This window comes from Streptomyces canarius (assembly GCF_014650735.1).
Taxonomy (GTDB): domain Bacteria; phylum Actinomycetota; class Actinomycetes; order Streptomycetales; family Streptomycetaceae; genus Streptomyces; species Streptomyces olivaceoviridis.
This window is the reverse complement of the sequence record NZ_BMVN01000007.1, coordinates 180,169-194,377: the sequence shown is the minus strand read 5'-3', so window position 1 is coordinate 194,377 and position 14,209 is coordinate 180,169. Positions and strand designations below refer to the sequence as shown.

Genomic DNA, 14,209 nt, shown 5'->3' with positions numbered 1-14,209 from the left:
GTCCCCACCCGATGGACGCGACCCGGGCGAACTGAGACCGGGTCGCGTCCAGCTCGGTTGGGAGCGCTCCCGTAACCGCGGAGGGGGCCTCCCCCCTCCCCCTCCCCACCCCTCCCGCTTGGAGCCGCACATGCCCGCCCTGCTCGCGCGATGCACGCGATGGCTGCGCCGGCCCTGGACCGCGGCCACGACCGCTCTCGCAGCCACGGCCGCCCTCGCCTCGGCGGTGTCGCTCCTGGTCGCGGTGCCCGCCAGCGGCGCCGGCACAGCGCCCGGGTGCCGCGTCGACTACACCGTCAACCAGTGGACCGGCGGCTACACCGCCCACATCCGTGTCACCAACCTCGGCCCCGCGCTGAACAGCTGGCGCCTGGCCTGGACCTACGGCGGCGACCAGCACATCACCTCGGCCTGGAACGCCACCGTCACCCAGACCGGCCACTCCGTGACCGCCGTCAGCACGGATTGGAACGCCGCCCTGGCCAGCGGCGCCGGCACCGACTTCGGCATACAGGGGACCTGGCAGTCCGCCGACCCCGCGCCCACCGACTTCAGCCTCAACGGCGCGCCCTGCGCCGGTGACGGCTCCGTCCCGCCGACCACACCACCCACCACGCCGGGCACCCCTCCTCCCACAGACCCGCCCGCCGACTGCGGTGGCGCAGTCCTCTGCACCGGCTTCGAGGACCAGGCCGGCACCTCGCCGTCCGGCGACTGGCACCTCACCGCGCCCGACTGCCAGGGCACGGGCACGGCCACCGTCGACACGGCCGTCGCGCACAGTGGCACCAGGTCAGTGCGGGTGGACGGGCGAGCCGGCTACTGCAACCACGCCTTCGTCGCCGCCACCGCCGACCTGTCGTCGGTCGGACCGGTGCTGTACGTCCGTCTCTGGATCCGGCACACCACCCCGCTCCCCTCCTCCCACGTCACCTTCGTGTCCCTGCCGGACTCCTCCCAGGGCGGCCGGGCGCTGCGGGTCGGTGGCCAGAACGGCGCCCTCCAGTGGAACCGGGAGAGCGACGACGCCACGCTGCCCGCGCAGAGTCCGGCCGGGGTGGCGCTGAGCAGGCCGCTCCCGACGGGCAGTTGGCAGTGCCTGCGGTTCGCGGTCGACACTTCCGCGCCCAAGCTGGACACCTGGGTCGGCAATGAGCAGGTGCCCGGGCTGCACGCCGACGGAGTGCCGACCCAGGACGTCGACCAGCAGTGGCTCTCCCGGACCACGCCGCCCCGGCCGACGGCTCTGCGGCTCGGCTGGGAGAGCTACGGCACCGGTGACGACACCCTGTGGTTCGACGACGTGGCCGTCGGCTCGGCGCCGCTCAGCTGCTGACGAGCGTCGCCCAGGGGGTCACCCGCCGTGGGCCGACTCCCTCTTGCGCAGCACGATCAGGACCACGCCGCCGATCACCACCAGCCCGATGGCCACGCCCGCGATCATGGGAGTGATCATCGAACCGCCGGTCGCGGCCAGGTTGGTGGTGTCGGCGGTGTCGCCGCCCACCGTGACCGGGCTGGGCTCGGTGTGGAGCTGGGCCGTCTCCGTCGTGATCGTGCCCTGGGTCTTGCAGTCCAGGACGCCGGTGAAGCGGTGGCTGAAGCCATGGGGGCCGGTGATCGTGAAGTCGTAGGCCTGGTCCTCCTGGAGCGGCACGGTCACCGTGCGGGACGCGCCCGCGGGGATCGTGTGCTCGGTGCCCATCAGGCGGAAGGTGAACGGCTCGTCACCCTTGTTGGCCGTGGTGATGTCCACACCGCCCTTGGCGCAGTTCTTGTGGGCCGAGACCGCCGGTATGGCGCCCTTCTCCGCCCAGCCGGCCGTCGCGGTCGCGGAGACCGTGGACTCGCTGGAGCCGGCCAGGATCTGGGTCTGGCTGCGATTCTCGGAGGCGAAGGCCCGGCCCACCGGCACGGTCGTCGACGCCTGCACGTTCAGCTGGGCCGTTCCGTCCGCCGCGTCCTCGGGGACGTCGAAGAACAACTGGCTGCCGTTCTTGGCCGAGGTGATCACCTTGCCGGTCTTGTCGATGATCCGCACTCCGCTGGTGGCCGCGTCCGCCGGCGGGTTCACCGTGACCGCGCCCGCGTTGGTGTGTACGGTCACCGGCCCGAGCAGGTCGCCCGGCCGGCCGGAGACCGCGGGCGGGTCCAGGGTGAGCGAGGCCTGCGGCTCGGCGACGTTCCGGGCGCTCTTCTCCAGGTAGTCGGCGAGCTTCTCGGCCTGTGGGTCCACGGCGTCGACCTTCGCGCCGTCGGAGTAGCGCCAGATGGCCACCTGGGTGCCGGCCGCCGCGTCCTGCTCGGTCAGCCCGCTCGCTCCCGCGTGCCGCGCGAGTGCGGCGAGGTCGTTGACCTGGGGGTAGGAGTTCTGAAGGATCCAGCGGATCCGGCCCGCGTCCTTGTTGGTGCCCAGCGAGGTGCCGCTCCAGGGCGTTTCCTGGTATCTGGCGTCCCGCTGGGTGGGGTTGTGGAGGTCGACGCAGTACGTCTGCAAGGTGCCGCCGCCGTCCACGGACATCTCGAACAGGCCCGCGGACACCCGCTGGTCGCCGCCGTCCTCGTGGATCACGGCCTCGCCGTAGGTCTTCAGACCGTTGATCGTGGCCGTCGCGCCGCCCTGGGTCTGCGGTGTGTCCTCGGCCACGGCCGTACCGGCGCCGGACAGCACGCCGGCCGCCATGAGGCCGGTCACCGTGGTGGCGGCGGCCATGCGGGCCGTTCCCGTGGACCGGCAGAACCCAGAGAGCGCAGCAAGCACAGAATTCCCCTTCGAGCAGGACCCGTTGGACGTGGGGGACGGTCCCACCAGCAGAATCGGCAGCCCCAAGGGGCACGCCCGGCATCCTATGGATCAGCCGGAGCCTCACCCGCCGGTCGGATCATCCGATGGCCGATCCGATCCGTAATCGTTATCGCCGGGACCGTCCACGAGCTGGCGGTATCGACAAATCCATCGGTTCGTACAGTGCGTTCAGCCGGTACGCACAGCACGGGGGGGACCGATCAGCGACAAGACGCGTTCTGCGATGTCTTCCTGACGTCACGTCACCGCCACCGCCTCCTGCTCATGTGGCGCGAGTCCCCCTTCCTCCACGCCCTGTTCCTGCATGTGCTGCTGCTCCTGGCCGCGCTGTTCCGGCTGTCCGTCCTGCGGTTCCGTCGGCCGCGGTGTCTCCCAGTTCGGCTCCGGGCGGGCCGCCGTCGGTGGCGCCTCCGGTTTGACCGCGCGCTGGAAGAAGGCCATACCGCGCGACAGGTCGTGGCCGATCGCCACGGCGTCGATGTCGGCGGACGCCCACTGCTGCTGTCCCTGCACCTCCGTGCGCACCTTGAGCCGGCCCTGGACGACGACCGGCTGGCCCACCTCCACGCACGCGGCCACGTTGACCGCGAGCTGCCGGTTGGCCCACACCGTGAAGAAGTTGGTGTGCCCGTCCGTCCAGACGTTCTTCTCCCGGTCCCAGTAGCGGGCGGTCACCGCGAGCCGGAACCGGGCCGACGGTCCCGTCGCCAACTCGCGGTAGGCCGGCCTGGTCGCCACGTTCCCCACCACACAGACGTTGGTCTCGTTCACTTCGATCGCTCCCCTCCCTCGCCCGGCCCTTTCCGGCCGGGCGGGCACGCGTACGGGCCCGTCCCGTACGGCTGCGTCTGCCGTACCAGCGCGCACCTCTGCCGTACGCGCCGGCACCTCACGACGACCGCCCGCACCGCCCGCCGCTTCTCCTGGCCGGACCCGCCGTGCGATCGCCGTGACCTCAGACTGCCTCCGCCGGGCCGAGCCCGCTGAGCGCTGTGGACGACCACCCCCCTGTGGAAAACCCCGCCACCCGCACGGGGGACAGCCGGCGCGGGTGACGAACGGCGCGGCTCACGACCGGCGCAACTCACGACCGGCATGAGTGACGATCGGCGCGGGTCACGAACGGCGCGGCTCACAACCGGCACGGATGACGACCGTCCGCCGCCCCCGTCACCCACCCCCCGCCGGCCACCTCTCCCCGCACTGACCAGGCACCTAACCTCACCCCACCCCGCCTCACCTCACCCCGCTCCCGGTCCGCACGACCCTTCCGTACTGCTCGCGCACCTCCCGGTACCGCAGCAGTTCCGCCGCCACCGGATCGAGCACCCGGGCCCGGCCGCAGCTAGCCGCCGCCTCTCGTAGCCGGCGTTCCGCTTCCTGGCCGTAACGTCGTGCGGGCCCCCGCGCCGCCATCCGGCAGGCCCACTCCACCAGCGGCCCGCCGATGATCCCGCACACCATCAGCAGCACCGGAACACCCAGGTTGGGCGCCATCACCCCGGCGATCTGTCCCACGAGCCACGCGCCGCCCGCGATCTGGAGCAGGGTCATCGCCGCCTGGACCAGTACGGCCACCGGCCACCAGCCCGGCCGGGGCGGGCGGCCCGGCGGCAGTCCGGCCCGGGCCGCCAGGTCGTCCAGCGCCTCGGACAGTCCGTGGGAGCCGCGTACGGCCGCTTCGCGCACCGCCTGGGCCCAGGGAGCGGGCAGCCCGGCCGAGGCCCGGTCGGACACCGTACGCACCGCCTGTTCGACGCTCTGCCGGGCCGTGGCCTCCTCGTCTGCCTGGGCGCGCACCGCGTGGCGGCCCGTCGTGGAATCGCCACGGCCCTGGTACCAGCGCCACAGCCGCAGCCAGGGCGTGCCGCAGGCGCGGTTGGCGTTGCGCAGCCAGGCGCGCTCGGCGGCCTCGCCCGCCGCGGTGGCGCCGACCGCGTCCGCGAGCCGTGCGGCGAACTCCTCGCGCGCCTCCTCGCTGAGGCCGACCCGTCGTCCGGTGGCGTAGACGGGTCGCAGCTCGGCCGCGGCGGTGTCGACATCGGCCGCCACCCGGCGGGCCGCGGCGCCGCGCTCCGCCACGAACTGGCCGAGCGCCTCGCGCAGGTCGCCGACGCCCTCGCCGGTGAGCGCGGACAGCGCGAGCACGGTGGCTCCCGGTTCGCCGTGCTCGCCGAGTGCGATGCCGTCCTCGTCCAGCAGCCGTCGCAGGTCGTCCAGGACCTGGTCGGCGGCGTCTCCGGGCAGCCGGTCCACCTGGTTGAGGACGATGAACATGATCTCGGCGTGGCCGGCCATCGGCCGCAGGTACCGCTCGTGCAGGACGGCGTCGGCGTACTTCTCCGGGTCCACCACCCAGATGACCGCGTCGACCAGTTTCAGGATCCGGTCCACCTGTTCGCGGTGCTGTACGGCGGCCGAGTCGTGGTCGGGCAGGTCGACCAGGACCAGCCCGCGCAGTTGCCCCTCGGTGTCGGGGCCGTGCAGCGGGCGGCGGCGCAGCCGGCCCGGGATGCCGAGCCGGTCGATGAGGCCGGCCGCGCCGTCGCTCCAGCTGCACGCGATGGGTGCGGCCGTGGTCGGACGTCGTACACCGGTCTCCGAGATGGGTACGCCGGCGAGCGCGTTGAACAGCTGGGACTTGCCGCTGCCGGTCGCTCCGGCGAGGGCGACGACGGTGTGCCGCCCGGAGAGTTTGCGGCGCGCGGCGGCCTCGTCCAGGACGCGGCCGGCCTCGGCGAGGGTGCGGTTGTCCAGTCGGGTGCGGGAGAGCCCGACGAGTTCGCGCAGGGCGTCCAGGCGGGAGCGCAGCGGGCCGTCGTACGCCAGCGGGGCCGGGGTGTGGCTGCCTGGCCCGCGGTGCGCGGGTTCCGCGGCGGAGGCGCGCTCGGTGGCGAGGGCGGCGGCGCTGGCGTCGGTGACGCGCCGCGCGATGAGACCGTCGTCCCAGGCGCCGGAGGAGTCGGGCCTGGCGTCGGCACCGGTGCCGGCGGCCGCGCCGGTGCCGGTGCCGGAGTCGGCCGTGGTGGTGGTCTTGGGGGGCGTGGTCTCGGCTGCGAGGCGGGGCTTCGGCGAGTGGGGCTGTGGCCGGGGTACGGAGACGCCGGATACGTCGCCGTCCTCGGCGCTGTGCCCGCGCGCGGGGCGCTCACGATCGGGGGTGCGGTCGCGTGCGCCGTTACGTTCGCGGTCGCCGTCCCCGTCCCGCGCGCCGTCACCGTCCCGCTCGGAGTCGCGGACCCGTTCGGAGTCGCGGACCCGCGCAGTGACGCCGTCCCGTTCGGCGTCGCGGTCGGCGTTCTCGTCCTTCACGCGCGCGGGGCGCCCGCCGCCGGAGTCCGGGCCCGGGCCGTCGCCCCCGTCCGAGCCGTCGTCGTTGCCCCCGGCGCTCTCCGCCCCCTTCCCCGCGCTCCCGTCCCCGTCGCCGTCTCCCTTCCCCGAGCGGCCGATGGTGGCAGGCCGCGGCGCGTCCGCGGGGCGATCGGCGCCGGGGCCGTCGTCCCCGCGCTTGCCCTTGACGAGGCTCGGACGCGCTTCCGGGAGGCCACCCGCGCGCTCGACACCGTCCATGGGGCCCGAGCCGGGGTGACCGCCGTGCTCCCTGGACCCCGTGTCGCCGCTGTCGCTGCCGAGGTGGTCCGTGCGCCTCATGTGCTCGGTGTGATCCGTGTGGTCGTGGTCAGTGACGGCGGTCACCGGTCACCTCTCCTTCTGCAGTACGGACAGCGCGGCGATGAGTTCGGCCTGGGGCTCGGGATGGACGTCCAGGGCGTCGAGCGGAGCGAGGCGCCGCTCGCGTTCGCGGTGCATGACGCGGTCCACGTGTTCGATGAGCAGCCGTCCGGCCCGGTCGCGCAGCCGCAGCACGCCGTGGGCGCCGAGCCGCTCGGCGAGCCCCTCGCCCGCGGTACGCGCCCGGCGCCCGCCGAGCACGGCCGTGGCGACGAGGGCGGCGACGACCTCCGGGTCGGGTGCGCCGGTGCGCTCCAGCACGCGTACCTCCTCCTCGGCGTACTCCTCCAGCTCGCGCCGCCAGCGGCGGGCCGCGAGCCCGATGCGGTGCTCGGAGCTCTCCAGGGAGGCGTCCCGGGCGGTGAGCCCCGGGGCGTCGGCGGCGGGTTCGCGCCGCCAGGCATCGTCGACGCGCTCGTCGGCGGCGGTCACGGCGCACAGCAGCAGGGCGGCCAGGCTGTCCACGAGGGCGTCCAGGAGTTCCCCGGCGGTGCAGTCCAGGGGGAAGGCGCGCCAGCGTTTGAGGGCGTCCCCGGCGAGTACGGCGCCGGACTGGAGACGGGCCCGCACGCGCGCGTGCTCCTTGTCGTAGGCGGTCTCGACGGCGGAGGTGAGCCGGTGGGCCGCCGCGTACTGGGAGGCGGCGGCGCCGGCCAGCTCGGGCAGGCGGGACTTGAGCGAGTCGAGGAGGCCGTAGGCCGTACGGGCCATGACGTGGTGGCGGGCGGCGGGGTCCTGGGCGTGGTGGACGAGCCAGCTCTTCAGGGGTGCCACGGCGGTGGCGGGCAGCAGTCCGGCGCCCCAGGCGGATTCGGGCAGCTCGGGCACGGTGAAGCGGGGTACGTCGCCGAGTCCGGCCTTGGTGAGCAGGGCCGCGTACTGCCGGGAGACCTCGGAGACGACCTGGTGGGGTACCCGGTCCAGGACGGTGACGAGGGTCGCGTCGTACTCCTTGGCGGTGCGCAGCAGGTGCCAGGGGACGGCGTCGGCGTAGCGGGCGGCGGTCGTGACCATGATCCAGATGTCGGCGGCGCAGATCAGTTCGGCGGCGAGGACGCGGTTCTCGGCGATCAGCGAGTCGACGTCGGGGGCGTCGAGGAGGGCGAGCCCGCGGGGGAGGGTGTCGGCGGTCTCGACGCGCAGCACGCGCGCGGGGCCCTCGTCGGTGAGCAGAAGCTCGTCGGCGGGGTCCTGGTGGGGCACCCACACGCGGGTGAGCTGGGGAAGCACGCGCATGCCGCTGAACCAGTGATGATCCTCCGGATGGCAGACAAGGACCGGTGTGCGGGTGGTCGGCCGCAGCACACCGGCCTCGCTCACCCGTCGGCCGACCAGGGAGTTCACGAGCGTGGACTTGCCCGCGCCGGTGGAGCCGCCGATGACGGCCAGCAGCGGCGCCTCGGGCTCCCGTAGGCGGGGTACCAGATAGTCGTCGAGTTGCGCGAGGAGTTCGTCGCGGTTGGCACGCGCGCGTGGCGCCCCCGCGAGGGGCAGCGGAAAGCGTGCGGCGGCGACACGGTCGCGCAGTGCGGAGAGTGTGTCGAGCAGCTGAGGCCGTACGTCCAAGGTCACCACATGCGAAGAATGCCCAATTTTAGGGGAATTCTGAAGCATATGGACATGTCTGCGCGCCGACGGACGGAACGGACGGAAGGGATGACCGGGACACGCACACAGTCCAGGCATAACGAGTGCACAACACCCGGGGCGTCGGGCGCCAAAAACGATGCACGATTCGTACCTGCCTGCGATTATCAGGACCGCTTCACCGAACCTCCACATCGAGCCACGGAGGCGAAGCGACAGGGTCAAGGAACCGGGAGCCCTATCCTTGACCCCGGCAACGTCACGGGTCAGCCCCCACCAGGGCACCAGGCACGAGGCCACCCCACCGGCCCCCGTAGCTCAGTGGATAGAGCAGGCGCCTTCTAAGCGCTTGGCCGCAGGTTCGAGTCCTGCCGGGGGCGCCAGTATCCGCCCTCCCGCTCGGGAGGGCTTTTCGCTGGTCAGAGCGGTTGTCAGCGGGTGCGACGAAGCCCCGGGCGCCCCCTTGATGATCAAGGGCGGCTCCGGGGCATTCCGGCTGTCGCCGGGCGCGGGTGGCCGTGCCGAGTACGTGTCGATGTTCTCGGCCCGAGGAAGATCAGCCAGCCCCGGCACTTGGCCACCCGGGCGGGCGGGGTGGCGTCGTTTGAGCCGCTTCGCAGGCATGGATCTCTCCGTGCCGGTCCGCTGGTTCCCGGCGGTGGTGTCGGGCTCGGGCAGGGGCACGCTCTCCGCGCACGTGGCTACGGTTCTCCCACCAGCCCCTGGCCCGGCGCTCTCGCGTTGCCTCGGGAGAAGAGCGTTGGTGTCAGCCGTGAGTTTGCCACTGACGCGAGCGGCAAGGCGAAGTCCATGAGTCAGTCGAACAGCGGCACGAATCAGAGTTCCGTATCCAAGCGGAGTACGTCTGCCAAGGCCCGGCGGGCCACGGCGAAGGCGACCGCTCCCGCGTCGCAGGCGGCGGACAAGGCGGCCGAGAAGGGCGGTGACGCGACGTCAGCAGCGGTGGACGGTGCCGGGCGTGTGGCCGGGACGAGCACCGCGGTCGTGCACAGCGCGGCCGAGCGTGTCCAAGCCGGCCGTCAGGCCGTCATCGCCGCCTCGGGACACGCCGTGGCCTTCGCCAGGACGGCGTGGACGGTGATCGCCCACCGAAAGCTCCTCGCCGCCGGTGTAGGTGCGGGCTTGTCGGCGTTGGGTGCCACGTCATACCTGGCGGGTCACCGCGCGGGGCGCCGCACGCACGGTCCGATCACCCGTCTGACCGGCGGGCGTATCTGAGCGGTGCCCAGGGGGCTGCGGTCGGCGGCAGTGACGGCAGCGCTGACGGCAAGACACCGGGCGGCGACGGCACTCGGCGATCCAGTGCGGCACTGGCGAGGTGTCGGCGGCCCACGCCAACGACGTCCGCTCGCTTTTCCAAGCGCTCGGCCGCAGCTTCGGGTCCCGCCGGGGGCGCCGGTCTCGCCCTCCATCTGGTCGCCAACGCCTGGGGTGTACTCGGCGCCTCCCACCACGTCGACACGGTGGCCTGCACCGAGGCGGGAAGCAGCGAGGTCCGTCAGGCAGAAGTCACGGACGCGTGTTCCTGAGTGAACCCCGGACCGGCCTGGACCACAGGGAACGTTTTTGCTGGTCACCCCGGCGCTGCCAAGTTCCCTCACTTTGCTGAAGCCGACCGCCACCCCGCAACGGGTCACGCTCGGCCCCGGTTGCCCCGGATGTTCATCGGGCGATCATCAGAAGGGGACCGATCTTGGCCGTGCAGTACCTCAGGCGTGTCGTCACGACGCTGGCCGCCGCAGCATCCCTCGCCCTCGCCGCGCCGACGAGCGCGCACGCCGGCGCCATGGGCTCGACGCCCGTGCGTACCTTCGTGTACAGCGTGGGCGGTATGACCGTGAAGGTGCCGACGGGTTGCATGTTCACGCACATCATCCGCGGCAGCGGCAGGAAGATCACGTACCAGAACGCCGGCGTCGACTGCGCCTTCGTCGCGGCCCTCAGCAGCGGCTTCTGCAACTGGCGCATCGACTTCACCTACGCCGACACCAACAACCGCACCTACCGCACCTCGCGGGGCAAGACGCACAGTGAGTGCAAGATCGACCCCATGCGGAACAACGCTCCCCAGACGCTTCCTCGTTATGGCAGGGCGTGTGCCCTCTATGTCAACGGCGTGCGACGCGTCAGCCAGTGTCACCACATCACCAAGTGAGTCGGTCATGAGTGAGCAGGAGCGGGGCCCCGGGCGGGGGCAAGCGGAGGATGTGCGCCGGCGGTGGGTCGGTGGGGGTGCGTTTGTGGTGGGGCTCGTGGGAGCCCTGGCGTTCTTCGCGTTCTTTCCCGGCCTTCCCCATGTCATCGACTGGGGAGCCGTTCTCGTGGCCCTCGGTGTGGGCGGCCTCATGCAGTGGGGGTGTGTGGCGTGGCTGAGCAGGAAGGGGGAAGTGAGAGTGGGCGTCGGGTGCAGCGGGATCAGCTGGGAGGGGTGTGCAGGCGCGCGCTAGAGTCGCCGCGCGGGAGGGAGATCGCGTGCGGCTTCGCTGTGTGGTGCTGGATGACTTCCAGGGTGTGGCGACCCGGTTGGCCGACTGGTCGGTGATCGAGGAGCAGGTGGAGGTCGTCGCGCTGCGCGAGCACCTCGACGGAGAGGACGCCGTCGCCGCGGCGCTCGCCGAGTACGACATCGTCGTGACGTTGCGCGAACGCGTCCCCTTCCCCGGCTCGTTGATCGCCCGCCTCCCCCGGCTGAAACTGCTCATCGCCTCCGGGATGCGCAACAGCGTCATCGACTACGCCGCCGCCGAGGCGCACGGGGTCACCGTGTGCGGTACGGCGAGTTCCAGCACCCCGCCGGTCGAGCTGACCTGGGCGCTGCTGCTCGGTCTCGCCCGTGGGATCGTCCAGGAGAACAACGCGCTGCGCGGCAACGGGCCCTGGCAGTCCACCGTCGGCGCCGATCTGCACGGCCGCCGGCTGGGCCTGCTCGGGCTGGGGAAGATCGGCGGCCGTGTCGCCCAGGTCGGCCTCGCCTTCGGCATGCGCGTCAGCGCGTGGAGCCAGAACCTCACCAAGGAGCGCGCCGAGGAGGTGGGCCTCCAACTCGCCGAGTCCAAGGAGGAATTGCTCCGCGACAGCGACTTCGTGTCCGTCCACCTCGCCCTCGGCGACCGTACCCGCGGTCTCGTCGGCGCCGCCGAACTCGCCCTGATGAAACCGACCGCCTACCTCGTCAACACCTCCCGCGCCGCGATCGTCGACCAGGACGCGCTGCTGGCCGCGCTGCACGAAGGCCGTATCGCCGGCGCCGGAGTCGACGTCTTCGACATCGAGCCGCTGCCGGCCGGTCATCCGATGCGTACCGCGCCGCGCCTCCTCGCCACGCCCCACCTCGGCTACGTCTCCCACGCCAACTACACGACGTACTACGGCCAGGCCGTGGAGGACATCCAGGCCTATCTGGCGGGCTCCCCCGTACGACGCCTGCCCTGAGGGCCACAGCGGTCAGGCGGGCCGGGGTCGCACGCGTTCGTAGACGCCCTCGCTCCGGCGTAGTTCGCGCAGGTCCACGAGGTACCGCCGGAGCGTCACATGGTCGATCTCGTCGGTGCCCTCGCACCAGGCCCGCAGGCGCTCGTTCACGACCCGCTCCGGGTAGGCGACCCCCGGCTCGAAGGTCCGCTCCGCGATGTGCCGCAGCACCTGCTGCTTACGGGTCCACTGGGCCGGCAGCCGCAGCAGACGGCCGTCCCGGACGAAGGTGCTCACCACATCGCCCGCGGCCGGGCGCGCGGAACCCTCCGTTCGCCGCGGGCGGGCCAGTTCGCGCAGGAGGTCGTGGGCGACGGCCAGGCCGTCCTGCGGTCCGTCCGTCACGGCTCCCTGCTCGCGCAGTCTGAGCAGGGCGAGGGCCGTGTCCTTGGGCGTGAGGCCCGCCGTCTCGGCGACCTGCCGGGTGCTCCGCGCGCCCAGCGCCACCGCCGCGAAGGCCCGCAACCTGTTCTCCTCGGCGAGCAGACCGATCAGCTGCCGCGACCGCTCACCGGCGTCCGGACCGTCGCCGGGACCGCTGTCGGGAACGTTGTCCGTGTCCATACCCGGAGGGTAGGGGCGGACCCCGGCCGACGCCCGTGAATAAACCCCGGCCCCGCGCGGCAGCACCCTGCCGTCGAAGCGACAGCACCCTGCCGTTGAAAGGGTGATCCGCCGCTGATCACCGTGACCAGCCCCGTGCGGCGCCGTTGAACGGGAAGTGCGGCGGCGGGCTTGCCGCTGCGCTTTCCGAGCTACAAAAAGGAGAACGTGATGTCTCGCATCGCGAAGGCAGCCGCTGTCGCTCTCGGCACCGGTGCCGTGGTGGTCAGCGGCGCCGGACTGGCCCTGGCCGACGCGGGCGCTCAGGGCGGCGCCGCCGGTTCGCCCGGCGTGGTGTCCGGCAACGTGGTCCAGGTTCCGGTGCACATCCCGGTCAACGTGTGCGGAAACACCGTCGACGTCGTCGGTGTGCTGAACCCGGTCTTCGGCAACGCCTGCGTCAACCACAGCGACAAGGGCAAGCCCGCCAAGCCCGCCAAGCCCGGCCCGGGTCACGACGGCTACGGCAACGGCTACGGCAACTGAGCCGACCGGCACGACAGCACGACAGGCGCCACACGCAACACGACAGGCACCACCACAGGAAAGGACCCCGGCACTCCGAGCGCCGGGGTCCTTTCCGCGTGCGGACACGTGCCGCTCAGGCGTACCGGTAGATCCGGCTCACGTCCTCCAACTGGTCCGGTGTCTCGTCCCACGGCGGCAGCTTCTCGTGCCGGGCGACGATCCGCTGGTGCTGGTCGTCGGCGGCGCCGGGCGGCTCGGCCGGGAGGTAGCGGTGGCTGCGGTGGGCCCGCTGCCAGCGGTACCACTGGAGGTCGAGGAAGGCGTGGTGCAGCCAGAACACCGGGTCGTTGACGGACGCGCCGCCGAGCATGGCGCCGCCGACCCAGCGGTGCACCCGGTTGTGGTTCTTCCAGGAGCCGCTGCCGCTGCCGGCCCCCCAGCCCTCCAGCTTGTTGCGGAAGCCCTTGCGGACGGTGGAGTCCCAGGGCCGGGCGTCGTAGACGGGGTCGTCCAGCGCCCACTCCAGCTCGCTCCGGGTGGGAAGCTGGAGCGGGGCGGCCGAGCGGCCGAGGTCCCGGGTGAGGAACTTGCCGTCGGTGACGCCCTCCCTGAGGGTCCAGTGGCCCGCCGCATAGGCGAACGGACCGGTCGTCACCTGCCGGTCGGAGCGCCGCCCGTTCCCGCCGAGCAGGTCCTTCGTCCACGGCACGGAGGTCGTCGTACGGTCCCGGGTCCAGTCCCAGTACGGCACCGTCACCGACGAGTCGATCCGGCGCAGCGCCCGTTCCAGGTCCAGCAGGAACCTGCGGTGCCAGGGCAGGAAGGACGGCGCCATGTGGGCCGTGCGCAGGCCGTTCTCGCCGTCGGTGGTGTAGAAGTCGATGTGCAGGCGCACGAACTCGTCGTACTGGCCGCGCCGTTTGAGCGTGAGCAGCGCGTTCACGAACCGTCGTCGCTCGCTCGCGGTGAGCGTGCTGACGTTCTTACGCACGTACGCCATGCTGTCCCCCCGTGTGCGCGTGCCCTCCCGGCTGTCCACCGGTGAGCCGGCCCGGCGCGAGGTCGCGCAGCTCCCGGCCCGGGCCGATCTCGTCCACGGCCGCCCGGGTCGCCTCCAGCGGTGTCCGGTACGACGTGTAGTGGTCGACCATGCTGAGCCAGGTGCCGTCGGCCCGGCGCATCAGGTGCAGCGGGCGTCCGTCGACGGTGATCCGCCACTCGCCCCCGTCCGCCTCGGGCCCCGCGGCCGGTACCAGGACGCCCTGGATACGGCGGCCCCGATAGGTCTCGTCGAAGGAGCTGCCGCCGGACCCACCGGCCGACGGCGCGGGGCGGGAGGCGGCGACGACCGGGGCCAGTCCCAGCGCCGCCGTGGAGGCCAGCAGCCTCCGCGCCACCTCCCTGCGGGACGGTCTCGCCGCTCCCGTTCCGGCCTGCTGCTCCGCACCGACCGCCACCGCGCCGACACCGACGACCATGCCCACTCCTCGTCCGGGATCAGATTCCGTACCGGCTAACCGG

Annotated in this window: 12 protein-coding genes and 1 tRNA gene; 6 read left to right on the top strand and 7 right to left on the bottom strand. The window is 72.5% G+C overall.

The window, feature by feature from the left end; all coding sequences use genetic code 11:
- Window positions 1-130 precede the first annotated feature (130 nt).
- The gene (locus tag IE294_RS13145; RefSeq protein WP_189885546.1) at window positions 131-1,336 is read left to right on the top strand and encodes a cellulose-binding domain-containing protein; all 1,206 of its coding nucleotides are present in this window, start codon (window positions 131-133) and stop codon (window positions 1,334-1,336) included.
- Between the two features lie 18 nt (window positions 1,337-1,354).
- Here the strand turns inward: IE294_RS13145 and IE294_RS13140 are convergent, their stop codons facing one another.
- From IE294_RS13140 to IE294_RS13125, 4 genes are all read right to left on the bottom strand, one after another.
- Window positions 1,355-2,713, bottom strand: a complete 1,359-nt coding sequence (locus IE294_RS13140) for a Cys-Gln thioester bond-forming surface protein (protein ID WP_189885544.1) — start codon at window positions 2,711-2,713, stop codon at window positions 1,355-1,357.
- A gap of 330 nt (window positions 2,714-3,043) precedes the next feature.
- A complete protein-coding gene (locus IE294_RS13135) occupies window positions 3,044-3,577 on the bottom strand; it encodes a single-stranded DNA-binding protein (protein WP_189885541.1) in 534 nt (177 codons plus the stop codon).
- A 465-nt stretch (window positions 3,578-4,042) separates the two neighbouring features.
- Window positions 4,043-6,502 (bottom strand): YfjP family GTPase, encoded by a 2,460-nt coding sequence (locus tag IE294_RS13130; protein WP_189885539.1) that lies wholly within the window; start codon window positions 6,500-6,502, stop codon window positions 4,043-4,045.
- Window positions 6,503-6,505: 3 nt separating this feature from the next.
- Complete coding sequence (locus tag IE294_RS13125) at window positions 6,506-8,113, bottom strand: dynamin family protein (protein WP_189885537.1); 1,608 nt, start codon at window positions 8,111-8,113, stop codon at window positions 6,506-6,508.
- A 319-nt stretch (window positions 8,114-8,432) separates the two neighbouring features.
- Between IE294_RS13125 and IE294_RS13120 the strand changes: the two genes are divergently transcribed.
- The 4 genes from IE294_RS13120 (at window position 8,433) to IE294_RS13105 (ending at window position 11,578) form a co-directional block, all read left to right on the top strand.
- Window positions 8,433-8,508: transfer RNA gene (locus IE294_RS13120), tRNA-Arg, on the top strand.
- 427 nt (window positions 8,509-8,935) lie between these two features.
- The gene (locus IE294_RS13115; protein ID WP_189885704.1) at window positions 8,936-9,364 is read left to right on the top strand and encodes a hypothetical protein; all 429 of its coding nucleotides are present in this window, start codon (window positions 8,936-8,938) and stop codon (window positions 9,362-9,364) included.
- 475 nt (window positions 9,365-9,839) lie between these two features.
- A complete protein-coding gene (locus tag IE294_RS13110) occupies window positions 9,840-10,301 on the top strand; it encodes a hypothetical protein (protein ID WP_189885536.1) in 462 nt (153 codons plus the stop codon).
- A gap of 317 nt (window positions 10,302-10,618) precedes the next feature.
- Window positions 10,619-11,578: a D-2-hydroxyacid dehydrogenase family protein gene (locus IE294_RS13105; protein WP_189885534.1), complete on the top strand. Its 960-nt coding sequence runs from the start codon at window positions 10,619-10,621 to the stop codon at window positions 11,576-11,578.
- A 12-nt stretch (window positions 11,579-11,590) separates the two neighbouring features.
- Here the strand turns inward: IE294_RS13105 and IE294_RS13100 are convergent, their stop codons facing one another.
- Window positions 11,591-12,181: a DUF2087 domain-containing protein gene (locus tag IE294_RS13100; protein WP_189885532.1), complete on the bottom strand. Its 591-nt coding sequence runs from the start codon at window positions 12,179-12,181 to the stop codon at window positions 11,591-11,593.
- A gap of 210 nt (window positions 12,182-12,391) precedes the next feature.
- Here IE294_RS13100 and IE294_RS13095 point away from each other — a divergent pair, with 210 nt between their 5' ends.
- On the top strand, window positions 12,392-12,706 hold the full coding sequence (locus IE294_RS13095) for a chaplin (protein WP_189885530.1): 315 nt from the start codon (window positions 12,392-12,394) through the stop codon (window positions 12,704-12,706).
- Between the two features lie 115 nt (window positions 12,707-12,821).
- On the opposite strand, the gene IE294_RS13090 is transcribed toward IE294_RS13095, so the two are convergent.
- Entirely contained in the window at window positions 12,822-13,688 is an 867-nt protein-coding gene (locus IE294_RS13090; protein ID WP_189885528.1) for a tyrosinase family protein, read from the bottom strand.
- Window positions 13,672-14,166 carry a tyrosinase family oxidase copper chaperone gene (locus IE294_RS13085; RefSeq protein WP_189885526.1) on the bottom strand — a complete coding sequence of 165 codons (495 nt, stop codon included), beginning with the start codon at window positions 14,164-14,166 and terminating at the stop codon, window positions 13,672-13,674. Before IE294_RS13085 ends, IE294_RS13090 begins: the two co-directional genes overlap by 17 nt.
- Window positions 14,167-14,209 lie beyond the last annotated feature (43 nt).